The sequence below is a fragment of the Terribium retamae genome, from assembly GCF_022347545.1.
Classification (GTDB): Bacteria; Pseudomonadota; Alphaproteobacteria; order Rhizobiales; family Rhizobiaceae; genus Mesorhizobium; species Mesorhizobium retamae.
In genome coordinates, this window is the sequence record NZ_JAKREW010000020.1 from 38529 (window position 1) to 63566 (window position 25038).

Genomic DNA, 25038 nt, shown 5'->3' on the forward strand with positions numbered 1-25038 from the left:
TAGCCTATGCCTTTACGACGCCGGGATACTGGATGTTCACAGCCAGCACAGTAGTGCTCTTGCCCATGCCGAGAATGAGCGGATAATCGCCTGCGGCAACGTCAGCCACTGGGCAAATCCCACCAGCCGTACCGGACAGGTAATAGGCGGTGCCCGCCTCGATGGTCGCACCGATAGTCACATCACCCTCGGTAATGACGCTGATCGGTTGGTTTAGTGCCGCACCATTTAGTGCGATCCCATGTGCTGAACGCACCGCGGCAGTCGCCGAGTCGGTGTCCGCAAGTTCATATTTGCCGCTAGTTGGCGACAAATACACGACCTGGCCAGCCGTGATGGCAACGCCAGCAACGCCGTGAACGGTGCGCGCGTTGGAGCCGGCGACCACATTCGCCGCGGTAATCGTCAAATCGGCCAAGTCGGCCTCCTAGTAATATCGATGATTGCAAAGAAGCGCGTCCATCGTTGTCCAATTGTCCAACGCTGCGCTTTCACGTTTTTCATATGCCCCTGCAATCCACAGAAGCATTGCATGCTTTACCGCACTAGGGCAGTCTTCGAATCCCACTGTAGCGGTAAGCTTAATAAGAGAACCAATCTGAATGGGTGGCCACTGCTTACCATATTTAGTAACAATGGCATTGTCGCGCCGCTCGTACACATCGGCACTTACGGTCTGCACCGCACCCGTTGTGTCGACATATTCAATCGATGTTACGTCACCCAACGGCACGGTTGGCACATGATTGAAGTCACACCAATCTGTTGCTGAAACTTCGACGTCGCATGGCGAGAAGAAGGCGCCGCAATATCCTTCTGCGTGGTTCCGGCCGGCCGCAATCAGGTCTTCAAGGTAATCGTCATCGTCATTGAAATCAGCCGCCCTGGCATGTCTTTTTGCCTCTGGCAGCGAAACAGGTTCAACCGTTGGCGGCGTCACCACTTTTGGCGTCAGCCACATTGCGCTTTCTCCCCCGACGCTCTGCATCCGGAATCCGCGTAGCCGTCTCTATCGTCGTCTCGACAACCGGCACTGCAAAACCAGCTTCGATGAGGCGCAAAGCCTCATCGGCTGGGAACTGATATTCATCGCCAGGGTTAAGCAGATAATGCGGGCCGGAAATGCCAACCAGCATTCTTACCTGCATTATGCCGAAGCCTTCAAAACAATGAAGTTGATAACCAGAACGTTGTTGCCTGCAGCGGAGGCGTCCAGGTTAGTCAGTCGCAGCTTGAAAGAACCTGCCGCAACGGCGGACACGGAAACGTCAAACGTTCCGGCAGAGGTGTGCGTCTTGATGCAAGCCACAACTACGTCGGTGGCAGCAACCTTGCTGTTGGTGACAGTGAATTCGGCTTCCGCACCAGCGGCAACCGTCTGGCTGACCGTGGTAATGACGCCTGTATAGGCATTGCAGGTAACGCCGGTGGTGATGCTGGTCGCCTGAGTTACGGCAGTCTGGCCCTGCGTGACAATCACGCCGTCAGAGTTGCGGTAACCGGTTGTGCTGAAATCAGCCATAGCAATTTCTCCAGAAAGAGCGGGACGCCCTTGCGGGCGCCCCTAGAAAAATTAAGCCTGGATCAAGTGCTTGACGGCTGCGGTATCGCCAAGTTCACCGTCGAGGTAGATAAGACCGGCAATGCCCAGGTCAGGCCAGAAGCGCTCACGCAGAACACCGATCAGAGGCGAACCAACCTTGCGGACGAAGTACTTGCCGAAGTCACCGAACAGCATCGTCTTGTTGCCGGTGGCGATGTTCGCCATGGCCTGGTTGATGCTGTAGTTGTAACCAAGGATGTTACCCGGCACGCCGGTCTGCACGTTGCCCATGGTCCAGATATACTGACCGTTGCCATCCTTCAGCTTGCGCAGCGCAGCCAGGGTCAGGTCGTTGAACATGAAGCGAACCTTCGGCGACTGGCGATAAGCCGGGTCAACCGAGTGGATCAGGTCAATAACCTCGTCAAAAGTGATCGCTGCAGCAGCCGCGGCAGTCTTGCCGAGCGAGGAAGCCGTAACGATACCATTCGGATCGCCAGTGCCGTCACCGGTCGTAAGCTGCGTGTTGGCGATGCGGCCAAGGCGCTCACCAAGCAGCGAGCCAAGCAGCGATTCCATATTGAAGATGGAGTCGCGGGCAAGCTCAAGCGAGAACTTGACGAATTCGGTGTCGTAGCCATACGAGTCAAGCGACTTCTGGCCGAACGTTGCGTCTTCCGAACCATCATCCGTCAGCGCAGTGCCTTCGGTGTGCTGGCCGCCAGACTTCGACGTGTCGTCAACGGTTGGGATCTTGATCGGGTTGCCGCTGGAGGTCGTAATGGTCGTGCAGATGTCTTCATCGTACATCGGACCCCACATTTTCATGGAGCGGACGATGAAGTTTGCAAGCTCGGTCGGGACCGTGTAGCCACCGGCAGTGGTCGTGCCAACGGTCTGAATACGCTTTTCAGCGTCAACCTTGGTCAGGCCGGCACGCAGAATCTTACGCTCTTCCGGGTCAAGCTCGCCAAGATCGGCGCCACCAGCTAGGAAGCGGTAGAACACCTCGCGGTATTCCGGCTTGTCGCCTTCAACAACGGCGCGCTGCTCGGTGTCGGAGCCATTCGGGCGCTTGGCCTTGCGCTCTTCTTCTGCGGCCTTGTTGATGCGCTCTTCGGCGGCAACAAGGCGAGCCTCGCGCTCAATCTGCTTTTCGATCTTGTCGAATTCCACCATGATATCATCATGGCGCTTTTCGAGTTCGGCCGAACGCGCTTCGTCGGTGTTCTTGGTAATTTCGCCCATAGCTTCGCGGGCGTCATGGACAAGCTTAGAGCGCTTGTCCTGAAGTTCTTTCAGAGACATCAAATATACCTATTGATATGAAAAAGGCCGCTAAGGCGGCCAGCAATAAGTGGCAGGGTTAGCCTGCCCTCCGGCTTAAGCCGGGTGACTACGGGTTATCCCTGCCGGATGCCCCGAATCTTCTGTTCCATTGTGGCGCGTTTTTCTGCAACGCGCCTAGCTGCAGCAGCGGCATCCTTGGCACGCTTGTCGCGCTCCGCCGCCAACGCCTCGGCTTCCTGGCGTGCGCTATTGAGGTCACGCATACCAAGCTCGGTATCGTCGTAAGCCGGGAACGCGCACGCGCTCACTTCGTAAAGCTCGACCTCAAGAACTGTGCGCTTGGGCAAGTCGCCGGTTTCGTCCCACTCCTGTTTAGTAACGCGGAACCCGAACGACATTCCACTAATGTCGCCACGCTCAACAAGCGTCCACAGGTCGCGACCGTCCGCCGTATCAGGCACGTCAATCTCGACGCGCAAGCCACGTTCATCAACTGCCAGCCTAAGAGTGCCGCTCTTTGTGCGCCCGATCACCCGCCCGGTGTCGTGATCTACCAGTGCACGAACATCGCCCTTAATGGCCTTGTCAAAAGCCGTTGGCGCAATACGTTCAATGAAATAATCGCCAATGGTGGTGTCGCTATTGAATACAGCGGCATAGCCAATTAGCGTCTTTTTACCGTCGTCGGCCCGCGTTTCTACGCCGTGGACGCCGCCGCGCTTCTCAAAGTCTGTCATGCGGCTTGCGCCTCATCGTCCGTTGCTTGGTTGTCATTAGCTGCCGGCTCTCCAGCAGCCACAACCTGTTGAGAGCCAAGGGGCACCGTCGCCCCCTGTATGTAAAGCTTGTCAGCCGGACCGCCTTTAGCTGGTAGGTCTTCAAGCTCGCGCACCTCATCTGGTGTGCGAATGCCGTTCTGCACGGCCTGCCCGTAACCGTTCATTCGCGACGTGAAGTCGCCGCGCAGCAGCCCGTCCAGATTGTGCTTGACGTAGCGGCTTGAATTTCCGCGCCCGAACAGCTTAAGGTTCATCTCATCTTCAAGCGCCTTGGCCCACTGGCCGACAAGGTGCTTCACAAGATGCAAGTCTTGCTGTTCTGCATTAGAGAACGTCGCGCGCGACAGATCCTGCAGGAAAACAGGCGGTAGCTGGTAGGCTCGCGCAATTTCTTCGATCTGAAAGCGCCTGGCCTCGACCATCTGCCCCTTGGCGGGGTCAAGACCTACCGGGGATAGCTTGTATCCAGGCGGAATCGGGAAGACCGGTTCGTTCGCATCTTTCGCCGCATCGACCGATCGCTTGATATCCGCCTGAGCGCGCTTCATGGCTTCAGGGCCAGCCGGAAGCGGGCCTTCAAGCGCCAAAGGAGGAACGCCGCCGCCAGCAAAGAAGTTGCTGCCGTAGTCGTTCATCGCAAGCGCAAGCTGAATGGCCTTCGCCGCCTGCGATATTGGCCCATAATGCTTAAGCCCATCAGACTTGAGCATAAAGGGGATATCGATTACGTCGACGGCGTCATAATCCCTTGTGCCAGTTGGGCTGGAATACTGATAGCTAATGCGGCCATTGATACGCTTAACGACCGTCTTAGTCGGGTCCATAGGCCAAATGGCCTCTACGCCCTGCGCTGAACGCTCAATCCAGGCGAGACCGCGACCACCGGTAAAAACCTGCTGCCAAAAATACTGACGGAACTTAAAACTACCCTGCGTTTCATTTGGGGCGTCGTGGATGACGGTTTGCAGCTTGCCGCCAACCTTAATCGGCCCATCTTTTGTACTGCGGTAGGCATGGAACGGCAGAGCCGCCAACGTCCTAGACATGAAGCTTACCGCATCCAACACTGCCGGAACGCACAACGCACTGTCGATCGTCACGGCCGGCAGGTTGGCCGACTGAACGCCGAAAAATGCCAGAAAGTTCTCAGAACTAACCGGCACTGTCGGATTTTCGATGGAATTACGCCGTTCTGTCGTGTTTTGCGGCGAATCCGAGCCGTTTCGGCGGATTTCAAAGCCTAAAATCTTCATTTATCCGCCGTTTAAGCTGAAATTCGGGTCGTCCCATGGGGATGTGGCCACTACCGGCACTGGTGCACCGTCCAAAGCCGCGCCTACTGCCATGCAGAGTGCCACCGCCGCATCGATACGCCTGTGCGCTAATGACTTGACTAGGTACTTGTTGCCAAGCGCGTCCGGCTTGCTGAATGTAGCCGCCATCAGTGCAGTCATGACGAGTGGGTTCGATCTAAGACGAATCCGCCTGTCAACGATAAGCGACTCAACCTCGCGGATTGATCCAGGCATCCACAAGCCGCCAGGCTCCGGAAGCCCCTCCGCTTCGGCCTGCTCAACCAGCGCTTCGTCCGGCCTGCTGCGCTTCAAGCCACCTTGAGGGTGATTACGGTGCGTCAACTCAAGACCAAGCGCGCCACACTCCTCCATGAATTCAGCATAGGCGTATTGGTCGTATGCGACCGCCTTTATGTCGAATTTCTTGGATGCCTGCAGAACGCTATAGGCAACATAGTCGTAGCGAATTCGCTCGCCTGGAATTGGTGTCAGATATCCCTTGGCAGCCCACTCCAAATACGGTGCCTTATCCGCCTCAGCCCGCTCTTTAAGCGTATCAGCAGGAGTGAAGCTATCCACCCAAGCGTCAAATGTTGGCGCCAGAAACTTGGTTCCGTCCGGGCGCTCCATTTCCTTGTGGCCAGTCGGCAGGACATACGCGACGCACGTCATATCCTTGTGTGACGAAAGATCCACGCCAAGGAATACAGGTTTGTTTTTGCCTTCATTCTCACTGACGTTGAAGTCTCGCATTACCGTTTCAACGGTCTTACGAGGCATCCACGACGAATGAGCATCCGTCCAAACGCAAAAATAAAGCCGCAAAATGCCGGGTGCGTCTGACGGGAAGTTCTTCGCAAACGCAACCTGCGAGGCGATGTATTCCTTGCTTACCGTCACCCCCATGAGGGGGTTGGTCTTCATCCAGCAAGAATCGTCTTCTAGAGGATCGTCATCCTTATCTAGCGCACAAACGTACGAAAATAGTTCGTCACTGCCAGGCCACGTCTCGCCAACGTACTCGTACGTCTCATCTGGTGTTTGTGTCCCGGCCGCAACAGCGCAGGCCATCTCGTGTTCGCGCCAGCAAACGGAAAGGCGATCACTCCCGCTGTTGGTAATCATCATCAACAACGGTTGACGGCGGAACTTGAAGCCCGCCTCCAGCATTCGCATGATTTCCGGGCCGGGGTGTTCGTGCACCTCATCACAGAGCGCGAAGTGCGGCCGCAATCCGGAGCCTGTTTTCCCAGCCTCTTTCGACATTGGTCGGAAAAACGAAGCGGTCTTCAGGTGCGCCAGGTTGTACTCGCGCTCAAATCCGCCGCTCGGCTTAATCTTCTTCACAAGGTCCGGCGACTGCCGCATCATTTTCACGGCGTCGCGGAACAAAATGGATGCCTGGTCCTTCGTCGCGGCTGCAGCATAAATCTGCGCACCCGGCTCGTTGTCGTAAACGAGCCCGTACAGACCAATGCCACCAACGAGTGGTGACTTGCCGCACCCTTTACCGGCCTCGATGTAAGCGCGTCGGAAGCGGCGCGTACCGTCCGCCCGCTTCCATCCGAAAATAGAACCTAGAATGAACTCCTGCATTGGCTGCAGGACAAACGGCTGATTGTCGAATTGGCCTTCTGAGAGGCGTAGCTTGCGCTCGAAAAAGTTGAATACGCGGCGAGCCGAGGTGTCATCCCAATAAACTCCTCGAGCTTCGCCTTTTGCCAAGTCGTCAAAATGCCTGCGACAGGCGTTGCGAACATGAGGACCAGCAACAATAGCGCCGTCGTGTACAGCCTGCGCATAAGCACTAACCCTTTCCAGTGCACTAGTCGTCGAGGTCGTCTTCGTCGTCTTCGTCATTGCTTGGGAGCGTTACCTTTGACGCGTCGGACGGCGTTGCTCCCATCTTGCCGAGGCACACCTGGTACAGGCTTAGGCCCTGAATGCCTAAGTCGGATTCGCCGTTCGAAGAGTCACCCATCATTCGACCACGGAGCTTTGCGGCAACAGAAAGCAACCCACGATGACTCTGGTTGAGCCACGGAATTTCCGCCGCGATTTCTCGCCACGCTTTCTTTGCGTTATCACTGAGCCACTCGTATGGCTCCCCAACCCCGGCCAGAACCTTTGGTTCTTTGCGTGCGTCGAACTTTCGTTTCTGCTTAACCGACTGACCAGTTATGTCCGCCTTGGCCTTCGGCGTTCTCGCTCTGGCCACAGTCGACCCTCATATTTTGAATTGAAATCGTGTGCGCTTTGGGCCCACGCCGGTCCGGGGAATTGAGGTGTTGCAGACCTGCAACTACCCCCCCCCTTTTTTGTCGTGACATTTTTGCAACACGTTGATGTTGCGGCGCACCATACTTGTTGCGATGCGCAATGATGCTGCACTGCACATAGGCATTTAGTCCTAGTCAGAGGGGCCACCCACTGGCATCGAACTGCAAGACAACCTTGCCTTTGTCCTCAAGCTGCGCGTCTCTATCGTGGTGTGGCTTGCACAACGACTCGTGGTTGTTCGGATCGATGAACAACTCCCAATTGCCGTTGTGCTTGATGCGGTGATTGACCACGGTAGCAGGCTCAACCGTCTCACTGACAAGGCAACGCTCGCACAGTGGCTGTCGCATCAACTGCTGTTCACGTAGACCGTGCTTGCCGCACCAGATGGCCAGCTTATACCAGCGTCGGTACTCAGCAGCTTCGGCACTGCGTTGGTCGGGTCTAGCCAAAGATACTCCAGAACCCACCACCGAACTTAGCCTGCAGCCTGCGCCACTCATCTTTGGTGGTTTCTTTGACGCCATTACATGCCATCACTGCTGAATACAGTCGCATGAAGTCGGCTTTAGCCTGCATGATGCTGTCCTTGTGGTAGTGTAGACTTGACGGAAAAGGAGCTCCAATGCCAGATATCGCCGAATATGACGAAGTCCTGGTCCGTGGCACTGTTGTGTGGGTGGATGCCGAAAAGGAATTTCGAATTCAATTCCCTGGCTATGCGTATCCGATCCCTGTCCAGGAGGATGCGATAAAGAAGGTGTTCAAGCACAAGCTCAAGCCGCTAAGGGATAAGCCGGATTGAAAGATAGCCACGGCGCGCGGTAGGGATTCGAACCCACGTCCGCCGCAGTATTGAGTGTCGCGCCTCACTGAAGCGGTCTAGCGCGTCAAGCCCTTACTTTTTCGGGATCAACAATCGTCCAGACTCTGTCACGCTGCGCCGTGGCTATTGCTGCTAGCATAATTCGATAGCGGCGGGGAGCCTGCACTTGCGCTAAGCTCAACCCGCCGCTGAAACGCCAAGTCGCGCCGGAGGTAGCGCGCCAAGGCGGATAGAACGACAGCGGTCGGCGTAAAGCCTAACCCCGTGGCAAAGCCAGATTGACTGTCGCTATAGTTACGCCCGGCTAGTCACCTGCCGAGCGGGAGCTATGTTCGCAAACGTGCCCCTTCATAGACATACGTTGCGGGGCGGCGGTAAAGTCAGGCCGCTTTGCGGTTTTTGCGAAAATTGTTGTCGTTGGCCGCTACCAACGTCACAGCAGCGCCTTTGACAGCCGTGCGGCCCACCTCAATCGCATATTTGCTGCCGCCGTACCCCATCCGCTCACCAATATCCTTCAGCGTTGCGCCTGATGCGATATCCTCAACAATTTTTCGCACCTCGCCTTTCGGCGCCTCCGGCAATTCACCAAGGTTGACGGCGCCAGATGACGAGTTGCCGCTTGGTTGGGCAATACCTCCAAGAAACTCTGCGCCTTTGGCAATTGCCGTTGGGCAGCGCGTAGCAGGAAACGGCAAATCTTCAAACTTTACTGAACCATCTACGCCAAAGGCTTGCAGTGTAGCGCGCGTCGTCTCTACGCCCCTTTGCGGATCGTACATAGGTGGCAATGCTGGCTCACCGCTAAAGGGACGCTGATACGGTTCGGCGTGCAATGGCGAAGGAGTGGTTGACCTTAACTTGAACACGTAGAAGCGCGGATTGCGTGCTTTAGATGGCTCGTCAGTTCGTGCTCTTGTTTTATCACGAGGAGTGAGCTTGCGGCCTTTCTTGGTTTTCCCGTATTCGACAAGCTGGCCTTTAACAAACTTTAACTCGCCAAACTGAATATACGCGTTGCCGTCTTTATCGCGCTTCGCCTCTGGCCTATATTCCTCACCTGTATGCTTGTTTACAACGGCCCGCAAAAGCTCGCCAATGGTGGGGCGTATCTCCAGGTAATCGTCGCCAGCCTCAACATCCCAATTGCTGGTTGAGAGCGATTGCACGGCTTCCGCTACCGGTTCAGCCAATTCCGGATGGTTGTCATATAGCCACCTAAGCGCAGGCAGCGTACCGCGGTAACGAAGTTCTGGCTTCTTGGTGGGTTTGTTGTCGTTGGCTGCTTGTGGTGTGTTTTGTGCAGTAAGAGCGTCGGCAAATGATTTGAATTTAGGCTGCGTCATAAACTTCCTCTAGCGCTGGCGTAAGAACGCAATAATGCGAGCCGAAATGATCCAGAGCCCTTTCGATGCTTTTATGAGCTTGATATGGAGAGCATTCAAACCACTCACCCTCAAGTCGAATGCTGTCTGTTCCGGAATATTCGTGCGCTAGCTTCTCCACCCTGTCCGCTTCCCGAACCGTTGGCACCCAAAACACGCGATGAAGAAATAGCGGCTCGTGATTGCCAGTTTGTAATGTAGCCAATCGCTTTGCCGGTGATGTTGCCTTCCCAATTTTCACGCATTTTGCATCAGATACACCAATCACATAGACGGCAGCCTTCATGACGGTAAGAATCTCACTTGCCGTCGAGGTCAGTGATTTTAGCGCTCTCAATTCAGCAATTCCGCTATTTTGCGGATTGCGTGGCCCTATCGAAATTACCTTTCGATTGTCGTTAGCAGCCAATCGACGTCGTGCTTCCGCCAGATGAATTGCGTCCGTATCGTGAAACCTATCCATTGCCACAACGCCTCCTGGCGCACGGAAGTCCTTTGTCATTGATGGCGCCCTTCCGGGTCCGCCTCCGTGCAAATTGAAGTATGGTTCGTTCCGCAATAAAATCCCCGTGCATCTGCTGGCTTATAAACGCAAGGCACTAAATATAGGTGCGGCACTGCCGCATAACACAATATATGCTTTATGCGGCTTTTATTCCAGTTTGGTTGGACGCCAACCGCTATCTAGCGCCTGCATTACAAGCGTCAGCAGGCGCGGAACTGGACGCGGGTTCGTCTCCCGTTCGAATTCGCTAATCCGCATTGGCGAGCCGTAATCCAACAATGCGGCAAGCTCCGCTTGGGTCATTCCCAAACGGAGCCTGATTTCTTTGAAGGTGGCGGGTGTCATGTGGCCGCTTCTTCTGGAAATAGGTCGTGAATCTCAAGAGCGCCACGCAATGCGATGGCTTCATCACCAACGGCCGCGACAACGTTCCGCCCATGTGCTCGTCGCATGGACTGGCTGCCCATTGACGATGAAGACTTAATGGCACGCAGATGTGCTTTTCCGGCTTTTGGCGCTTCGCTTCGGTTGTTACCAAGTCTTCGCTCAAGTTGGTCGCGCGAATAGGAGCGTGCTAACTGTTTCATCCACGGCGTGTACCACGTTGAGTAATCGACGTCGTCGCTCCCATACTGTCTCACGCCAACATCCCCTGAAGTTTTTCCTTCTGCGCCTCGTATGCGGCGATAAGCGCCTTGTCCTGGTTATGCTCCATGTAGGAGCGCGCACGAGCAAGAATTCGTTCGCATTCGCTGATCGCTTCGATAACGCGGCGGGTCTGTTCTTTGGTCATTTCCGTATCTCCTTCGTTGTTGAGATACATATAGCGCATAAGCGTTACTAGCGCAATAGCGTTACGCTGCTTTTGTCGAATTATTTTCGTTATCATTATCAGCCAACCAACCCCGCACAAGAGCAACCGCCTTGCTTGCCGCTTCGGCTTTGGTGGTGGCTCGCACAACCTCGACAGTGTGCCCAATCTTAGCGAGCGCTGCGTGCCTGCTTACTTGTGCCGGGCTTAGCTTGCCGTTGCCAACTTTGTTCTCAAACATCCGGATCCGGGCACCGGTAAGATAAATTCGCATGTCGGCCTCACCCGGCGTCATACCTGCCGCCGTTGCCTCTACCTGTGCACGCGGGCCGCGCTTAGCGCTGTTCTGGTCACCAGCCAGCAGGAACAGCCTGCCGTATTCCGGCAGCGCACGCAGGGCCTGCACTTGTGCCGCCTGCAGTTCCCATTCCTTCGGGTCGGCTGGCCTGGTGGTGACCTTCCCGTTGCGCGTCGTGAGGACGGTGCGGACACCATTTATGCGGACCGTCTGTCGGGTGGTTTTGGTCATGTGATTGTCTCCCTGGCCGACCTTTTATCCATTTGTCCGTGGTGTCTTATACAGGGGTCGGAAAACCCCTTAAAAACACCTCTTAATGAATCTCTATGGATGAATGGATAAAAGGGTATAATATATATATAAGGTATTGTATTATATATAGATTATTGGGTACCCTTTCGTCAATTTTGGGTATGGACGAAAGTGGACAAAACGGACGAAAGTTTTCTTTCATCCATGGACGAAAGGGTACCCTTGGATGGCATTTTCGGACGAAAGTTCCTAGCACCAAACAAGGCGCTTGCTTGACCGTCCCTTCGTCTCCAATTCAACCTCCATCGCCTTGCCCGCCGCCATTAGGTCTTTCAGGATTTCATCACGCTGACGCGCGTCGATCGCCTTCAAACGGTCGGCCAACCGGCCGCGCGTTATGCCCTTCTTTCCAGCGCTACGAATGAGGCCGGCAATGCGCTTGTAATTGGCCTCGCGCTGGTTATCGGAAAGCCTGTCCTCCACCTCGGCAAGCATGGACGCAGCACACGTCCAGGCAAGCGTTGCCGCCCATTCTATGTTGGCTTCAGATATTTCCGGAGTCTCCGGGTTGGTGCCGACAGAAACGATAAGCGCAAGCTTGATGGCGTTCTCAAGAATACGCTGCATGAATGGCCGCGATTCTGGATTGACCTTACGACTGCGCTCGTCAATCGACTCCTTTACCGACGCAAACAAACCAACTGCATCTTCAGTCCACGGCACGACGTACGGCTTGTTCTCACCAAACGGGGCGACCTTAATCTTTGCCTTAGCGAGGTTGCCGCGTTGTTTTGCGACATCGATGCCGGCCACGTCAGCCATTTTCATAAGGATGTCGTGCGGTACCCAACGAACGTCGCGCTTTGGCTTTACTGGATCGGGCCGACTTCCGGTAACATGGAAAAGCACCAGCCGAGGCAACAGCCCATCTTCTGCGCTGGCCGATGACAGGGCGCTCCAGAATTGCTCTGGAGTTGAAGTGCCATGAATGCACAGGTTTGGGTTGTAGATGCGCTTGGGCGGACTTCCGCGGTACGCTGCTCCTTCAAAATAGGTTGAGCTTGCCGAATAGTAGTCGCGCAAATCAGTGGAAATGGCACGCTGGTGGCTTCCGGCCTTTCGATCTGTAATGTCACGAATGAAACCACCAAACTCGTCAATCTGGCAGTTCACCGACTGGTTTTCTTCCAACACCTCTCGCAACGCGGACGCCGACATAATTCGCGCTGGACCGCCGAACCTCTCAAAGACGCCCTGGCTTGCCATAAGCAGCCGCTTGATCTGGCTGCGCGCGTGTTCTTTACCGAAACCGGACTCAGCCAAAGCTACCGTGTAGATGTTCGGCCGCGTGTCCCTGCCGCCCGTCGAAAAACGGGATCCGGCGAGGGATGCCACCAACGGCAGCGCTGCAGCCAGGGCCAAAGCGCGGCATGGCTGTTCGGACGAAGACACGATCCAGTCTATGATATCCTCAACCAAGCCGCCCGGCCGCGTAAGTGCCTCGAGGTCCGAAATAGCCTCAAGTTTGTAATCCAGTGTATGTTCGTCTTCTTCATGTTCCGGCTCTGGTTCGGGCGCTGGGGTGTCCGCGACAGGCTGGGCTGCCCTTTTCTGCTTAGCCAAGGCTCGCTCAACCATGGGTGTAATGTCGACGTCCCGCGTGCCGTCGTCTTGATATTCCGGCTGCGGTATTGCTCTTGGCTGCTTGATTCCCGCGTCTAGACCGCGCCGGATCTTGGCGCGGATTTCTCTTTCACCATCCTTGGCCACAACACCATTAGCATAAGCGGCGTCGTACAAACCGTGTTCGGCCTCGGAGCGAGACAAGGCACCTGCTCCGACCAATGTGCCCAAGTTGAATGCGCTGCGGTTTACCGCCTCGCCCCGTCCGCCTTGTTGAGCCGTCGCCAACTCGCGCAACTCAGCTTCTACGGCGCGCTCCACATAGACCGTGTTTTCTCCTGGTGTATAGGTATAGTTTCCACAGATGGTGGGCGCTTGCTTTGGCAGCACGAGCCCCAAAAGCCAGTCCGGAGCCTCAGCTAGAGGCGGCAAGCCCTCACCGTCATAGTCGACCCATACGTACTCGCGACCATCTGCCGTGCGGCTGCCAGGCATTACCACATAGCCGCCACTTGAGCGCACGTCTAAGCCGCGCCCTAGGCCACCACGGTTGCGAATGCCTTGGTTGTGTTTGAAGAACCGGTGTTCGCCGCCACCCGCGGTCTTCGCTGTTGCAGTGGCGGGCAGAGCGCCGTGTTTCTCTTCAAGCGCCGCCAAAGTTTCATAGCCGTTGATGATATTGCCATCGTCGTCCTTGTGAACGTCGATGTCCAACACCCACGCGCCCAATTGTTCGCCGGTTGGCGATCCAATCATTGAACCGGGATTTCTTTCCCACAAAATATTAATGATGCGGGGGCTTAAAGTGGCGCCTTTAAATCCGTTGCTTAGCCTCGGGGTCTTGGCCTTAAGAACGATGATTTCGCCGGTTTCAGGATCGAATTCGTTCGTTGTTTCATCCGCCTCACGGCACGGGAAAACGGGAACGTTGGCGCCCGCATACGAAAGGGCGACGTCACGAGGTGTGGTCAATTTCATGCCTTTGGTGAAAGGTCTATTCAGAAAGTCAAAAAGAGACACGCCTAGAAAGGCGCGTCTCTATCTCTAACAAGTTGCCTCAATCTTTTCGAACACCCATCCCAAATGGCGCCGACGAACATTAGGACTTGTTCCTGGTCCCACTCGCCAAGGTCAGTGCCGAACTCCTCGACAAGCGGGGCAGCCGCATCCATACCACCCTCCCTTGCTTTGAGCTTGTATGCGTCCGGCCGCTTAAGGCGTCGAATGTCGTCAATTAGAGGCACGCAGGATACGCATAGCCATTTAGGGTCGTTGTCTCTGGAGTTTGTCAGGCCGATACCAATGCCGGAAGCGCGATCGCCGCAAAACCAGCATTCGGCTGGGTCATGTTCGCTCATGCTGCACCTGTTGAGAACAACGGCAGATTGTCGTTTGCTACCTGCTTTATTGCTTTTGCACGGCGGGTTGCCGGCCCTTTGTCCGCAAGCCGAAGCCGCTCGGCGATGTCGGACTGGTATTCTTCCTCGCGCTCGATAAGGATGCACCGCATGCCCTCGCGCCATGCCGCCTCGCCCGTGCTGCCACTGCCCGCGAAGGGATCCAGCACGAGGCCGCCTTTCGGTGTGACCAGTCGCACCAGCCATTGCATCAGGACGACCGGCTTTACGGTCGGGTGCTTGCTGCCTATGCGGTCTAGCTTGTCGGCTTTGGCCGTGTAGAAGAAGCGGGCGGCGGAGCCGGAGTCGCCGTACTGCGGCCCGCAGGGCGAATTACTGACGTCGGACCAGATGCCGCCCGTGCCGCGGGCGGTCGTTTCGGTGCCCGCCTTGCTGTCAGGAAACCCCGCAAGCACCTCGTCGCTGCCGTCGTGCGCGATGTTGGCGGGCCAGCGGCCAGTGGTGGCCCGGCCACCACTCTCGTCTCCTTTGAACTGACCGTAGATGTCATTGCTGCTGGCGCTAGGGTTAAACCGCTCCTCATCACCAACCCGGCAGCCGTCGATGTTCAGCGCGCCCGTCCCGTGCTCGAGCACATTTGCGGCAACCGTGCCAATCAACGGCTTGCGCGCGAGGCAGATCGGCTCCCACGCGGGCTTGAGCGCTGTGCCCCATCCTTGCCACTCCGCAGCCTGCGGAGTGGCGGCTTCGTCTCCTGCTTTTTCGTGATAGCCGCGCTCAAGGGCCTCCAACCGCCAAGGGCGATCATCGCCTTTGATCGCGCCGCCGACTAGATTGGGCGGATTGCCAAGCTTCGATGCGTCAACGCGCACCTTCTCACGCTCCGCGCCGAAGTGCTTGTCAATCGCCTTCGACACATCATGCGACTTCGGAAATCCCGACCCATAAACCCAAGCCAACTGGTCGCGAATTTCAAAGCCGGCGTCCTCGATCGCAACAGTCATACGGTGGTAGGTACGCGTGCCGGAGAACGCCACGACATGCCCGCCCGGCTTTAGAACACGAAACACCTCTGCCCAAAACTCGACGGCAAACGCTGTCTCGCCGGTATCCCATTGTTTACCCATGAAGCCAGCCGATGAGCGCGAATAGACATCGCCATCCCGCGTCGGCGCGCTGCCCTCTTTGCCGAACCGCTTCTGAATGGACACCAGCGCATACGGCGGATCCGTCACAACGCTGTCAATGCTGTCGTCTGGCATAGCCCGGATAACGTCGCGGCAATCACCTGGACGCAATTCAACCTTGCCGTCGAGAAAAATTTGCGCTGGTGCAAGTTTCGTTGTCATTCCCACTCCACAAAATAGTCGGCGTACGTGGCGATGTTCATCATTGCATCTTCCAATGAACACAGGTCGGCTAGATACAAGTCATAATCCGGCTCGTATTCGTGCGGCGCCATTAGCCAAGCGTAACTCATTCCGCTGCCTCAACTTGCGTAGCGGCGGCGGTTAGCGTTTGTGCAACCCATCGCGCCATCGATTCGTCGGAACATGAACAAACTGTGTTGCAATGAGCGTCCCACACTTCGTGAAGAACGCGTACGGTTTCTGTTGCGCCAGCCGGCCCGTTGCCGTTATTATCAACAGGCGTCGGCATATAGTAATACGGTCCGCCAACCATCACGCCGCCCTTATCAAAATCGTTTCCTGCCCCGTCTTGAGCGCCGCACCCTTGACCGACTCGTTAGCAGCCAAGCGCTCCATGATTGCCTTCTTGTCCGGCTTGCGTTCCGTCACATAAGCCCACTTCGGAAGCTTCATGACGTCCGTCACCTCGACGCTGTCGCGGCCCTTAGCAATGCTAACCGTGCCTTCGACAAGCTGTGCTTTCGGCAGGCCGGCCGCCTTAAGCACGCGGTACAGCATGGCGCGCGCAATCTCGTCTCGCCGTTCGTCCTTGGCCTTAAGCGACTGCAGGTCTTTAATGCGGTCCGCCCTTGCTTTAGCCATGCTTGCCGAATGACGCTGCATGGAGAGAAGGCGCGTCAACACAGAGTCCATATCCGTTTCGCCCTCCAGCATATCTCGGCGCAAGTCTTCGTCTTCCGCAAGTTCCGGAAACTGCATCGTAAGCGCATGAATGTGCGCCTCGAGCGTGGCTACGTTTGCCTGGATGAAGTTGTTGGTCATTAGTTCCACTCCTCCTTAGGATGATCTGCGGCCGCAGCGTCAATAGCCTGCAACATAGTCGGCCCGTGCCACCACCGATTGCCTACACGCACAATCCATTCGCGAGTTGCGTCGTCTTGACTTATGCGCAAACTGGTATCGCTGCCATTCTCAACGTAGCCACACATGCGCCTTAGCGCCGCCATACGTTCGTCGTTTGTCACTTGTAACCTTCACGCTTCATATTTGACGCATAAGGAGCGCCAACGTGTCATTTGTGCTTACCGCTTGTTGCGCATCGCGCAACAATTCGTAGGCGCTACCACTCCCTCGCATGTGCCTGCGCCAACCGGATTGCGTCCTCTCGCACAATAATATACCCCGCATTCCGCAACGCCGTTACGCACTGCACCGCTAGCGCGGGTGCACCAACGTAACCGTTCACACAGCCGCGCAACTCCGCGGTAAGCACTTCTGTTGGTGTCTTGTTAGAATGGAATGTCATCGTCTAATGCCTCCCGCAGTCCATACGAATAGTTGTCGTTGTCGCATGACGGCACGTTGTCGTTGGCGGAGCCCGGTCTATGATCGGTAATCGTCCAATACTTGCCGTCTGGCTTAACTGCTATTTCCGCCGTAGTGCTCAACTCTCTCTGTCGATCCAGCCACTCCATCACGGACTTGGGCATTGGTCGCTTGCCAGAATGAGCTATCCACCACCGATCAGCCTTAGTCTTTGGAAAGCCCTTGTGTTCCGGGCACAGCCATTCACGTATCGACGTTAACCCGCACATGTAGCTGACTTTCACAGAAGGAGGCTTGTCTCCTTTGCCTTCGTGGAAGTCGAAGCGTCGGCTTGTAACGGTGCGCCAGGCGGCTTCGCCTTTGCTAAGCATCGGCACGTCTTCAGCGCGCGCGCTAATCTTTGGTGTGTCGTCAATTGGGAACTCATACCCGCAATCCGGACACTTATGTGCAGACGCATGCACCAGACTACCGCACCCGCCAGACTCTTGGGGACATTGCTTTACGGGCGCGTCCCCTGAACCTGAACGTGCGCTTGGCGGCAAGACCGCATCAATTGGGCCATGCTTCCGGACCACTCCAGCAAAATCAAGAAATAGACAGTTTTCCTTGCCAGGATAGAGTCGCAGCCCACGGCCAGCCATTTGGATATAGAGTCCGGCCGAAGCGGTTGGGCGGCAAAATGCCACCAGGTCAATGATTGGCAGATTTGTTCCTGTGGTTAGAACCGAATTGTTTGTTAACGCACGAATGCGACCAGCCTTGAAATCCTCCAGTATGCGGTCGCGCTCATTCTTTGGCGTCGTGCCGTCGATCGCCTCGCAGCTATACCCACGGCTGCGGATTTCATCGCGCATATGGTAGGCGTGCTCAACGCCGGAACAGAAGCACAGCCACGCCTTCCGCTCGGCACCAGGTGCTGTGCCGTACGTCACAATTTCATCCACTACGGCGCGCGTCAGTTCTTCTTTATCAACTGCGGCCTGCAATGCGTTCTGCTTGTAGTCACCGCCGAGTTTGCCAACACCCGTGACGTCATATGTCGTCGCCATACCCTTGGAAATTGGGCGCACCAGGTAGCCACCATCAATCATGGCGGTGACGGGCTGCTCAAAGCAGATATCGTCAAACAGCGCGCCATCGCCCTCGTTTAGCAATCCCTCGCCAAGCCTGTACGGCGTCGCTGTTAAGCCAATCAATTTCAGGTCGGGATTGATCTCCCGAAGACCGGCAAGTAGTTGGCCATACTGCGTTTCAGAATTGCGCGGAATAAGGTGTGCCTCATCAACCATAACAAGGTCGATGTGGCCAATAGTCTTTGCGTGTTTGGCGATCGTTTGGACTCCGCCAAAGATAATTTGTGCGTGCGCGTCGCGACGTCCCACGCCAGCACTAAAGATACCGGCTGGTGCGAATGGCCAAACGTTCAACAGTTCGCGATAGTTAGAAATGATCAATTCGCGAACATGCGTACAAACCAGTATGCGCAGATCCGGATAGCCTTCGATGATCTCTTTACAGATATAAGCCAAGCAGGCACTTTTGCCCGCTCCGGTCGGCAAGACGATAAGCGGCGAGCCTGGCTTTTCGCGCCAGTATTCGTAAAGCGCATCAATGGCGGATCGCTGATATGGGCGCAGTTCAAGCATTTTTATGCCTCATATCGAATTCGCAAAGCGCCGCGCGAAGCGCAACAATGGACTCACCAGGTTCGTTGTCATTGCTTGCAACAACCAACCTTGCTGCATTTAGGATATCTGATATGGCGGAATAACTAAGGCGCTTTCGTTGATTTTGAGATTGCGCTTTACGAGAGGCCCATCGACAATTGTTCGGTTCATAATTCCCGTTTGGGTCTATACGATCTAGCGTCCACTTCGGTGGCCTGTCGCCCATGTCGTAATAGAAATTTTCAAACGACAGCCACCTGTCACAAACCGTAATGCCTCTGCCGCCATAATCAGAATATTGATCGCCATTTGGGTTCTCTCACCTTTGTCTCATGGCGTGCCATGATTTGTAAGCACCCGAGAAGCCCCCGGCCGCTTTTGACCTGGCTTGCCCATGTTTTGTGACCCCTGCGGCTCTCCAATTTTGCGACATGCAACCGCACGATTTGCTTCTTCCCTGCATCAGGGTATTCGCGGGAACTATCTTTGTATTGCCGCACTCACAAACACATAACCATGCAGAGCCGCCGTTCTTAGCGCTTGGTGCTCGCTCTACGACGGTCCACAGTCCGAACTGTTTGCCGACATGGTCTGGCCCCTTGTGGCGTTTTGGCTTTTCAAAACGCTGTATCACTAAAGCAGCATTGACATCGTCAGTGCACTGCATGCACTGAGATCCCTTAGTTCTTCTAATCGCGACGTGGCCGTATTTGCACGGCTTGCCTGTAAAGTAGGACGCCGCACCAGCCTTCCTCGCCATAACAACGCTAGGCAAGTGCGGTCCAAAATAATTGGCTGAAAGCACTAAGCCACCTTCTGAATCTTCTTGCGTTCTTTGGAAATAAGCTGCTCAACACGCTGGTGCGATATCTTGCGGCGCGCAGCGATCTCGTACATACGTTCGCCGGCGGCTAGTCTAACAAGCATGCGTCCGCCGCGACTACGAGATAGCTTACGCACCATCTGCGCAGCCATAACAATGTTCTCTTGCTGCGGCTCTGTGCTGCGGAAGGGCAACAACTCGCCAACGTCCGCTTCGCTAAAGTACTTGCGCCGTGTCTTGGCTTTGCCGCGATATCCCTCAACAACGGTGCGCACCTGCCATGAAAGCCACGTACCAAAGCCACCGTCATCAGGTCGATAAAGATGCCACTTCTCAAGCGCATAGAGCATTACGTCTTGCGTAACCTCTTCCAGGTTTTCTTGTGGCGCGATTTTGCGAATGAAGTTCTTGATGTAATCAATATGCGCTTCAAGTTTTTGGTCGAATTCGGCGGGCCGTTCGTTGGTGGTCATGCTTCCTCCATAGTCATGGCGTTCTCACGCAACACGAACGACGACTTACGGCGCGCAACAGGCACGAGCGCATCAGGGTCAAGGTGCGGGTTGTAGATGGAGGCGCCGCGGTAGCGGAACCATTCGCGCATTTCATGGCTTTCCGCATCTTGGATAAGGCCGAACACCGCGCCAACGATTTCCTGCCGGCACATATGCGTGCTAAGGAATCGCTTGGATCCACGCCAAGGAGTCCGCTTACCGTCACGTGAACAACTGTCCAACGTGGCGTCGGATTCCTCAGTAACGTGAAGCTGCACATAAGGTTGGTCGTGTTGGAAGCCAACAAGAATGTGCCAACCCGGTTTGTAGGTAATGGCCTCAAGAATTTCGGCCATTTCTTCGTGTGTCACGCAGCCTCCCTCTGGCTTTCGCCATCGATCCAAACCCTGCCGCTCTTAAGCGTGTAGGTGACGGTCTCGGCTTCTTCGTCTACGTCTGTCTGTTCGCCAGGCACCAAGGCGGGGATGTACAGATGTGCCGGACAGGCCGCCTTCTGTTCATCTACTGACAGCGGCTTTGCCCACCGCGCACAGGACCACGATGCATCGCCGCCCCGCTCCGGCGAGGAGTGCAGACATGACCGGCACGTAACACGCGGCCAGGCATCGTCCTGGCAAACCGCATTGTGCTTGCAGAACCGACCGCGAAAGTCATCAGGCTTGGTGCAAATGCCAGAAGGCGGCACGGCCGAGAAAATTATGCGTTCGCAACGGGCAATTAGGCGCAGGCAATATTCAATGTCATAGTTGATGCGCTCCGAATAGCGGCTGTCGTCGTTTTTATTGACAACAAGATACAAACAACGGCTTAGGCCAAAGTAGTGCATTCCAAGTTGGCATTGTGCGTAGTGGAGCGGCTTGGCTTCCTTGCAGCCCTTGGCGACAATCTCTTTGAAGTTCTTGTCGTTTGAACTCTTGAATTCGCAAAGATGCTCGGTCTTGGGCGCCTCCGGCACGCCCATTGCCTTGCCGTCGCACTTGCCGCGGATATGGCCATCCGCAAGCCTTATGCGGTCCTGCTGCCCATAGACTTCGACGCCGATGCGCTCCAGGTCGGAAACAAGAACTTCCTCCCACCTGTCGCCGGTTCGGAAGATGGACAGCTTGCGGCCGTCTATATGTTCGCGCGCGCTAATCCAGCGGAACGTGTACCAAAGCGCGCGATCGCATTCCGTTCCGGATTCACCGACGCTTATGCCAAGCGAGTCGTAATGTTCATTGGCGGCCTCATAAGCAGCGTAGATGGCGGCGACTGTCGATGGTGTTGGGCGCGGTATTGGGGCCATTATCTACCGTTCAATGACCAGAGAATTGCGCGTAAATCATCGATCGTCTTGGCGTCCCTAATTTCAATATCCAGGTCTTCTCTGGCTACGATGCGCTTGGCTTCCTCCAAGCTGTGTCCGGTGTCGCGTAGCTCGCGGATGCGTTCAAGTTTGGATTTCATGGAAACATCTCCAACGTACGCGGACAGCGGGCAGGATTGTCAGGATCTTCTACAAAGCAACTGCAGTCGCGTTTGCCGTCCTTGATGGTCCACTGAAGTGTCGGGCCAACAAACGCGTAATGGATAAGAACGCATTGGCCCGGCATGTCATTGCCAAACTCATCTTCCCAATCACCCTCGCCATTCCGGTCCAGGCAGTGAGCGCAAATCTCCGACTCAAACGATGCAAGATCGTGGCGACCCTTCGGCCGCCACAGCATGTCGCTCATCAATGCACCCGCATCGGCATTAGAACGGCTAGCAAGTTCGGAGCATTGTCCGACGTGAAAAGCACCGGTCCGGCACCATCAGACAAAGCCATCTTTACGTCGCCGGGCGGGAAGATGCCAACAAGCTCGCCAAGGTATGCGCTGTTGAAGCCAACCGTGATTGGTTCTTCATTCGCATAAGAAACAATTACATCTTCCGACGCATTGCCACTGTCAGGATTGTTGACGGAAAGCGTCGCCTGATCATTGACCACTTCGACCTTCACTGCGCGACCGCGCTCCGACGAAATCACCGACACGCGGCCAGCAGCACGAGCCATGTCATCCCCGCTAAACGTTACAATCTTGTCGTTGCGGCTAGGAATGACCCGCTGATAATCGGGGTACGTTCCGTCAATAAGCTTCGACGTGATGGTGGTGCCATCTGCAACAAACTGGATCTTGGAGGCCGACAGGCGAACTGTGATGTTGCCCTTCGGCACAAGGCCAACCGTCTTGCGCGGCACAATGATACCGTCGAAAGCCGACACACCGGAAGCAACATGCTTGGCCAAGCGGTGGCCGTCCGTGGCTACGGCGGTAAGGGCGACGGCCTGCGAGCCGGTATCCACGGCGCCCTTCAGGAAAATACCGTTCAGGTAGTAGCGGGTCTCTTCTGTCGAGATGGCGAACTGAACAGGGGCGAAAAGAGCCGCCAAATCTTCGGTGAATTCCGCCGTAAACCCATCAACCGCCATTGACGGCATGTCGTCAACAGGCAGTGTCTGCAGATTGTACTTGCTACGGCCAGCCCTCAACGTGGCGGTGCCGTCGCCCTGCTCGATGGTGATTTCGTCGCCTGCCACCTTCGTAACAATGCCGGTGAGCAACTTGGCGTCCAGGCAAGCTGCGAAGTCTCCTTCGGCAGCGATTGAACCCGAAATCTCAATATCCAAATCAGTCGCCGTAGCGGTCAGCGTGCCACCCTCTGCAACAAGGCACACCGTGGCGAGGATGGGGATCGTGTTGCGGCTTTCCACAACCTTTGCTACTGCAGAAAGCAGGCGCGCAAAATCAGTCCGTGCAACTTTCACGGCAAGCTCCTGTGTGTGATTGGTGGTGGCTGGCTATTGCTGTGGGCAGCAACGGCCAGCCGTATTGGGTTAGGCGGCTAGCTTGACGCACTCACCGTTGCGCACGTGGCCGAAGCTCCAGGTCTTACCTGGATAGTCCTTAAGCCAGTCCGCAACTGCCTGCTCAATTGCATTGCCAAGTGTGCGGTGTGCGTCTTTAAGGTGAGACCACGGGTCGTCGGGGCCATCCTCACCGAAGCACTCTTCGTTGTTATCGCAAAGCTCTTCCATGACGCGCTCGGCAATTCCTTCGCCATCGATGTTGGCGGCCATCACCGACTTGTCAGCCTCGCACACATAAAAGTCGTCGTCGTATTCGTCTTGACCTGCGTCGATGGCTTCTTGCTTGGTGTCGAACGGCCCGCTGAAGGATTCTGCGTCTTCGGCATAGCTATGCCACCACTTGTAATTCTTGTCGCCCATTGAGCCCTCCGGCTTATTGAAAGAGACGGGCGGCATTCGCGCCGCCTTAGTTTGTGGCGTGGTTAGTGTTTAGTCGAGACCGGCCGCATGGCGCCAACCTTCGGAGCCGAAGGCATCGTCTTCGTCGGCTTCGTCCAAGAGGTTTTCCAGCGCATCGATGTGGCCAAAGACCTTCATAAGCTCTTCTGGCGTAGCGTGCCCAACCATGGCCTTACCGCGCACGGTATTCAGGAACTTTTCGTGCTGGAGTTGCATCACTTCTTGCTCCCCCACGGCTTAGCGCCGCCTGCAGCCGCCTGGCGTGGTGCTGCATTCTGGTTAGCGGCTGCCGGGCGATTGTCTTTGGCTGGTTTGGAGGCTGGCTGCACTTCGTCAATCGCGGGCTCTGGCAGCGGCACCCTCTCGTCATCGGGATAGAAATATTTTTGAATGCTGTTGCGAGCCTTATACGGTCGGCTGGCCTTGCTGACGCCTGCCTCGCCCTTCTTCACGCGGGCAATAAAGGACTTAAGGTGCAATTCCTCGGAATCCTCAATGACGGTTGGCGCCTTATTACCAAACATTGCGCGCGCGAGTTTGGAGATTTCGCGCTGACCCTTTGCCTGTTTCTCGGGGTCTCGATTTTGCGTATCTACCCAAATAAAGAAACGACGGTTGGCGTACTCTTCCGGCTCGATTACCGAAATGGTCGCATTCATAGCGGTGTTGGCGCTGTCGTTCTCGTCTTCTTTGACGTCGCTTGCAATAATTTCGAGCTTGTAAATTCCGTTTGGCAAAAGTTCGAAATCGTTCTGTTCAGTATCGTGATCGTGCGGATTGATGGTTGTGCCGAGTTTGGCCATCTAATGGTGTTCCCTAGTTTCTATTCTGCTAGTCAAAGGTCGCTTAAGCGGCGGCCAGGTGCGGGAAGAACTTGGACAGTTCCGTGTAACCCTCACCCTTCCGATAGCGAATGCTATCCGGCATGCTGAAGCGGTTCTTTGCAACGAAGCCCGCCTTTTCGTTCAGGTGGATGTTGCGCTCGTTGCCGCCTTCTGCGTGCGTTGGCGAGTTGGTCTTTTTGGGATCCGCCTTGATGAGCGAAATTCGATAGTTGACGAATCCGACAACGTCGGCTTTTTCACGCACCAAGGATGCAGCGCGCTTGTGCAGCTTGATCTCGTACCGGCTATAGGGATCCGAGATAGGCGAATTGAACTGAACGATGCCGGGGTGCGCCAACTGGACAACCGTAATTCCGGCCTCCGTCAGGTCGGTTACCGCGTCCAGATATTCATTCCACTCAACGTCTGCCTCGACGTAGCCTTTTCCGAATCCAGGTTCCTCGATTGAAGACACACCGATGCGAGCGCAGGTACGCGCCCAAATCAACGGCTCGAGGCCGTCAAGGCTGTCGATGATGGCCGTCTTGAAGTTGTGTGTCAGGTTCCCGTTTTCGTCGCGATCCAGCAATTCGCCAACGACGTTCCAAAGATCGTCCATTGACGTAATGTCGCCTGGTGTAGGCAAGTCCAGTTCGGCCGGCGCGCGTTCACCGGTTGTGGGCAGATAGATTGCGTCGGGAAATTCCGCCGCCAGGGTTGTCTTGCCGACACCGTCTACGCCATAGATGACGAGCAACGGCGCACGGCTTTTCGCCTTGGCCCTAGTGGAATTCAACGAACTTAGGCTGATAGCCAAAGACTACTCTCCTTTTTGGATCAAGCCCATTGCACAACCGGCCGCAAAAGCGACGACGTGCAACGGGTAGTAAAGCGCCGCAATTACGGATGCCGCGGCGATTAATGCGACGATGATGCCGGTACGTTTGGCTGCTGGAGGTGCAACCTGGCTGTCGTC

Annotated in this window: 32 protein-coding genes; 1 reads left to right on the forward strand and 31 read right to left on the reverse strand. The window is 55.7% G+C overall.

Annotated features, from left to right (window positions below; genetic code table 11):
* Positions 1-4: 4 nt before the first annotated feature.
* The 11 genes from L4923_RS18710 to L4923_RS30960 form a co-directional block, all read right to left on the reverse strand.
* Entirely contained in the window at positions 5-418 is a 414-nt protein-coding gene (locus L4923_RS18710; RefSeq protein ID WP_239367855.1) for a hypothetical protein, read from the reverse strand.
* 9 nt (positions 419-427) lie between these two features.
* Positions 428-961 (reverse strand): head-tail connector protein, encoded by a 534-nt coding sequence (locus L4923_RS18715; RefSeq protein WP_239367857.1) that lies wholly within the window; start codon positions 959-961, stop codon positions 428-430.
* A complete protein-coding gene (locus L4923_RS18720) occupies positions 921-1148 on the reverse strand; it encodes a hypothetical protein (RefSeq protein WP_239367859.1) in 228 nt (75 codons plus the stop codon). Before L4923_RS18720 ends, L4923_RS18715 begins: the two co-directional genes overlap by 41 nt.
* A complete protein-coding gene (locus L4923_RS18725; RefSeq protein WP_239367861.1) occupies positions 1148-1522 on the reverse strand; it encodes a hypothetical protein in 375 nt (124 codons plus the stop codon). The genes L4923_RS18720 and L4923_RS18725 overlap by 1 nt, the downstream gene beginning before the upstream one ends.
* Positions 1523-1573: 51 nt before the next feature.
* Positions 1574-2851, reverse strand: coding sequence for a phage major capsid protein (locus L4923_RS18730; RefSeq protein WP_239367863.1), 1278 nt, complete (start codon positions 2849-2851; stop codon positions 1574-1576).
* Between the two features lie 95 nt (positions 2852-2946).
* A complete protein-coding gene (locus L4923_RS18735) occupies positions 2947-3570 on the reverse strand; it encodes an HK97 family phage prohead protease (RefSeq protein WP_239367865.1) in 624 nt (207 codons plus the stop codon).
* Complete coding sequence (locus L4923_RS18740) at positions 3567-4865, reverse strand: phage portal protein (protein WP_239367867.1); 1299 nt, start codon at positions 4863-4865, stop codon at positions 3567-3569. Before L4923_RS18740 ends, L4923_RS18735 begins: the two co-directional genes overlap by 4 nt.
* Positions 4866-6767, reverse strand: a complete 1902-nt coding sequence (locus tag L4923_RS18745) for a terminase large subunit (protein ID WP_239367869.1) — start codon at positions 6765-6767, stop codon at positions 4866-4868.
* The gene (locus L4923_RS18750) at positions 6733-7125 is read right to left on the reverse strand and encodes a hypothetical protein (RefSeq protein ID WP_239367871.1); all 393 of its coding nucleotides are present in this window, start codon (positions 7123-7125) and stop codon (positions 6733-6735) included. The genes L4923_RS18745 and L4923_RS18750 overlap by 35 nt, the downstream gene beginning before the upstream one ends.
* 196 nt (positions 7126-7321) lie before the next feature.
* Positions 7322-7639, reverse strand: a complete 318-nt coding sequence (locus tag L4923_RS18755) for an HNH endonuclease (protein ID WP_239367873.1) — start codon at positions 7637-7639, stop codon at positions 7322-7324.
* On the reverse strand, positions 7632-7766 hold the full coding sequence (locus L4923_RS30960; RefSeq protein ID WP_275448473.1) for a hypothetical protein: 135 nt from the start codon (positions 7764-7766) through the stop codon (positions 7632-7634). Before L4923_RS30960 ends, L4923_RS18755 begins: the two co-directional genes overlap by 8 nt.
* A gap of 46 nt (positions 7767-7812) precedes the next feature.
* Here L4923_RS30960 and L4923_RS18760 point away from each other — a divergent pair, with 46 nt between their 5' ends.
* On the forward strand, positions 7813-7992 hold the full coding sequence (locus tag L4923_RS18760; protein WP_239367875.1) for a hypothetical protein: 180 nt from the start codon (positions 7813-7815) through the stop codon (positions 7990-7992).
* Between the two features lie 401 nt (positions 7993-8393).
* Here L4923_RS18760 and L4923_RS18765 read toward each other — a convergent pair whose 3' ends face one another.
* From L4923_RS18765 to L4923_RS18855, 20 genes are all read right to left on the reverse strand, one after another.
* Complete coding sequence (locus tag L4923_RS18765; protein ID WP_239367877.1) at positions 8394-9359, reverse strand: hypothetical protein; 966 nt, start codon at positions 9357-9359, stop codon at positions 8394-8396.
* Positions 9346-9900 carry a GIY-YIG nuclease family protein gene (locus L4923_RS18770; RefSeq protein ID WP_239367879.1) on the reverse strand — a complete coding sequence of 185 codons (555 nt, stop codon included), beginning with the start codon at positions 9898-9900 and terminating at the stop codon, positions 9346-9348. Before L4923_RS18770 ends, L4923_RS18765 begins: the two co-directional genes overlap by 14 nt.
* Before the next feature lie 150 nt (positions 9901-10050).
* A complete protein-coding gene (locus tag L4923_RS18775; RefSeq protein WP_239367881.1) occupies positions 10051-10248 on the reverse strand; it encodes a helix-turn-helix domain-containing protein in 198 nt (65 codons plus the stop codon).
* A 292-nt stretch (positions 10249-10540) separates the two neighbouring features.
* On the reverse strand, positions 10541-10696 hold the full coding sequence (locus tag L4923_RS18780) for a hypothetical protein (RefSeq protein ID WP_239367883.1): 156 nt from the start codon (positions 10694-10696) through the stop codon (positions 10541-10543).
* A 61-nt stretch (positions 10697-10757) separates the two neighbouring features.
* Entirely contained in the window at positions 10758-11243 is a 486-nt protein-coding gene (locus L4923_RS18785) for a VRR-NUC domain-containing protein (protein WP_239367885.1), read from the reverse strand.
* A gap of 270 nt (positions 11244-11513) precedes the next feature.
* Positions 11514-13859, reverse strand: coding sequence for a bifunctional DNA primase/polymerase (locus L4923_RS18790; RefSeq protein ID WP_239367887.1), 2346 nt, complete (start codon positions 13857-13859; stop codon positions 11514-11516).
* A gap of 50 nt (positions 13860-13909) precedes the next feature.
* A complete protein-coding gene (locus L4923_RS31225; RefSeq protein WP_425530973.1) occupies positions 13910-14245 on the reverse strand; it encodes a DUF6511 domain-containing protein in 336 nt (111 codons plus the stop codon).
* The gene (locus tag L4923_RS18795; protein ID WP_239367889.1) at positions 14242-15594 is read right to left on the reverse strand and encodes a DNA-methyltransferase; all 1353 of its coding nucleotides are present in this window, start codon (positions 15592-15594) and stop codon (positions 14242-14244) included. Before L4923_RS18795 ends, L4923_RS31225 begins: the two co-directional genes overlap by 4 nt.
* Before the next feature lie 333 nt (positions 15595-15927).
* Positions 15928-16437 (reverse strand): siphovirus Gp157 family protein, encoded by a 510-nt coding sequence (locus L4923_RS18800; protein ID WP_239367891.1) that lies wholly within the window; start codon positions 16435-16437, stop codon positions 15928-15930.
* Between the two features lie 467 nt (positions 16438-16904).
* The gene (locus tag L4923_RS18805) at positions 16905-18590 is read right to left on the reverse strand and encodes a DEAD/DEAH box helicase (protein ID WP_239367893.1); all 1686 of its coding nucleotides are present in this window, start codon (positions 18588-18590) and stop codon (positions 16905-16907) included.
* Positions 18591-19415: 825 nt separating this feature from the next.
* A complete protein-coding gene (locus L4923_RS18810; protein ID WP_239367895.1) occupies positions 19416-19907 on the reverse strand; it encodes a sigma-70 family RNA polymerase sigma factor in 492 nt (163 codons plus the stop codon).
* Positions 19904-20299 carry a hypothetical protein gene (locus L4923_RS18815; RefSeq protein WP_239367897.1) on the reverse strand — a complete coding sequence of 132 codons (396 nt, stop codon included), beginning with the start codon at positions 20297-20299 and terminating at the stop codon, positions 19904-19906. Before L4923_RS18815 ends, L4923_RS18810 begins: the two co-directional genes overlap by 4 nt.
* Positions 20296-21234, reverse strand: a complete 939-nt coding sequence (locus tag L4923_RS18820) for a PDDEXK family nuclease (RefSeq protein ID WP_239367899.1) — start codon at positions 21232-21234, stop codon at positions 20296-20298. Before L4923_RS18820 ends, L4923_RS18815 begins: the two co-directional genes overlap by 4 nt.
* A complete protein-coding gene (locus L4923_RS18825) occupies positions 21234-21395 on the reverse strand; it encodes a hypothetical protein (protein ID WP_239367901.1) in 162 nt (53 codons plus the stop codon). Before L4923_RS18825 ends, L4923_RS18820 begins: the two co-directional genes overlap by 1 nt.
* Positions 21392-21664, reverse strand: coding sequence for a hypothetical protein (locus L4923_RS18830; protein ID WP_239367903.1), 273 nt, complete (start codon positions 21662-21664; stop codon positions 21392-21394). Before L4923_RS18830 ends, L4923_RS18825 begins: the two co-directional genes overlap by 4 nt.
* Positions 21664-22737 carry a DNA polymerase III subunit beta gene (gene dnaN / locus L4923_RS18835; RefSeq protein ID WP_239367905.1) on the reverse strand — a complete coding sequence of 358 codons (1074 nt, stop codon included), beginning with the start codon at positions 22735-22737 and terminating at the stop codon, positions 21664-21666. Before dnaN ends, L4923_RS18830 begins: the two co-directional genes overlap by 1 nt.
* 69 nt (positions 22738-22806) lie before the next feature.
* Positions 22807-23199, reverse strand: a complete 393-nt coding sequence (locus L4923_RS18840) for a hypothetical protein (protein ID WP_239367907.1) — start codon at positions 23197-23199, stop codon at positions 22807-22809.
* A 69-nt stretch (positions 23200-23268) separates the two neighbouring features.
* A complete protein-coding gene (locus L4923_RS18845) occupies positions 23269-23454 on the reverse strand; it encodes a hypothetical protein (protein WP_239367909.1) in 186 nt (61 codons plus the stop codon).
* Entirely contained in the window at positions 23454-24041 is a 588-nt protein-coding gene (locus L4923_RS18850; RefSeq protein ID WP_239367911.1) for a DUF669 domain-containing protein, read from the reverse strand. Before L4923_RS18850 ends, L4923_RS18845 begins: the two co-directional genes overlap by 1 nt.
* A 43-nt stretch (positions 24042-24084) precedes the next feature.
* Positions 24085-24879 (reverse strand): ATP-binding protein, encoded by a 795-nt coding sequence (locus L4923_RS18855; protein ID WP_239367913.1) that lies wholly within the window; start codon positions 24877-24879, stop codon positions 24085-24087.
* Between the last annotated feature and the right edge of the window lie 159 nt (positions 24880-25038).

Excerpts from the sequence above, each read along its gene's own strand:
- L4923_RS18715 (WP_239367857.1), bottom strand. The coding sequence starts at position 961 with ATGTGGCTGACGCCAAAAGTGGTGACGCCGCCAACGGTTGAACCTGTT.
- L4923_RS18720 (WP_239367859.1), bottom strand. The coding sequence starts at position 1,148 with ATGCAGGTAAGAATGCTGGTTGGCATTTCCGGCCCGCATTATCTGCTT.
- L4923_RS18725 (WP_239367861.1), bottom strand. The coding sequence starts at position 1,522 with ATGGCTGATTTCAGCACAACCGGTTACCGCAACTCTGACGGCGTGATT.
- L4923_RS18730 (WP_239367863.1), bottom strand. The coding sequence starts at position 2,851 with ATGTCTCTGAAAGAACTTCAGGACAAGCGCTCTAAGCTTGTCCATGAC.
- L4923_RS18735 (WP_239367865.1), bottom strand. The coding sequence starts at position 3,570 with ATGACAGACTTTGAGAAGCGCGGCGGCGTCCACGGCGTAGAAACGCGG.
- L4923_RS18740 (WP_239367867.1), bottom strand. The coding sequence starts at position 4,865 with ATGAAGATTTTAGGCTTTGAAATCCGCCGAAACGGCTCGGATTCGCCG.
- L4923_RS18745 (WP_239367869.1), bottom strand. The coding sequence starts at position 6,767 with ATGACGAAGACGACGAAGACGACCTCGACGACTAGTGCACTGGAAAGG.
- L4923_RS30960 (WP_275448473.1), bottom strand. The coding sequence starts at position 7,766 with ATGCAGGCTAAAGCCGACTTCATGCGACTGTATTCAGCAGTGATGGCA.
- L4923_RS18760 (WP_239367875.1), top strand. The coding sequence starts at position 7,813 with ATGCCAGATATCGCCGAATATGACGAAGTCCTGGTCCGTGGCACTGTT.
- L4923_RS18765 (WP_239367877.1), bottom strand. The coding sequence starts at position 9,359 with ATGACGCAGCCTAAATTCAAATCATTTGCCGACGCTCTTACTGCACAA.
- L4923_RS18770 (WP_239367879.1), bottom strand. The coding sequence starts at position 9,900 with ATGACAAAGGACTTCCGTGCGCCAGGAGGCGTTGTGGCAATGGATAGG.
- L4923_RS18775 (WP_239367881.1), bottom strand. The coding sequence starts at position 10,248 with ATGACACCCGCCACCTTCAAAGAAATCAGGCTCCGTTTGGGAATGACC.
- L4923_RS18780 (WP_239367883.1), bottom strand. The coding sequence starts at position 10,696 with ATGACCAAAGAACAGACCCGCCGCGTTATCGAAGCGATCAGCGAATGC.
- L4923_RS18785 (WP_239367885.1), bottom strand. The coding sequence starts at position 11,243 with ATGACCAAAACCACCCGACAGACGGTCCGCATAAATGGTGTCCGCACC.
- L4923_RS31225 (WP_425530973.1), bottom strand. The coding sequence starts at position 14,245 with ATGAGCGAACATGACCCAGCCGAATGCTGGTTTTGCGGCGATCGCGCT.
- L4923_RS18795 (WP_239367889.1), bottom strand. The coding sequence starts at position 15,594 with ATGACAACGAAACTTGCACCAGCGCAAATTTTTCTCGACGGCAAGGTT.
- L4923_RS18800 (WP_239367891.1), bottom strand. The coding sequence starts at position 16,437 with ATGACCAACAACTTCATCCAGGCAAACGTAGCCACGCTCGAGGCGCAC.
- L4923_RS18805 (WP_239367893.1), bottom strand. The coding sequence starts at position 18,590 with ATGCTTGAACTGCGCCCATATCAGCGATCCGCCATTGATGCGCTTTAC.
- L4923_RS18810 (WP_239367895.1), bottom strand. The coding sequence starts at position 19,907 with ATGACCACCAACGAACGGCCCGCCGAATTCGACCAAAAACTTGAAGCG.
- L4923_RS18820 (WP_239367899.1), bottom strand. The coding sequence starts at position 21,234 with ATGGCCCCAATACCGCGCCCAACACCATCGACAGTCGCCGCCATCTAC.
- L4923_RS18825 (WP_239367901.1), bottom strand. The coding sequence starts at position 21,395 with ATGAAATCCAAACTTGAACGCATCCGCGAGCTACGCGACACCGGACAC.
- L4923_RS18830 (WP_239367903.1), bottom strand. The coding sequence starts at position 21,664 with ATGAGCGACATGCTGTGGCGGCCGAAGGGTCGCCACGATCTTGCATCG.
- L4923_RS18840 (WP_239367907.1), bottom strand. The coding sequence starts at position 23,199 with ATGGGCGACAAGAATTACAAGTGGTGGCATAGCTATGCCGAAGACGCA.
- L4923_RS18845 (WP_239367909.1), bottom strand. The coding sequence starts at position 23,454 with ATGCAACTCCAGCACGAAAAGTTCCTGAATACCGTGCGCGGTAAGGCC.
- L4923_RS18850 (WP_239367911.1), bottom strand. The coding sequence starts at position 24,041 with ATGGCCAAACTCGGCACAACCATCAATCCGCACGATCACGATACTGAA.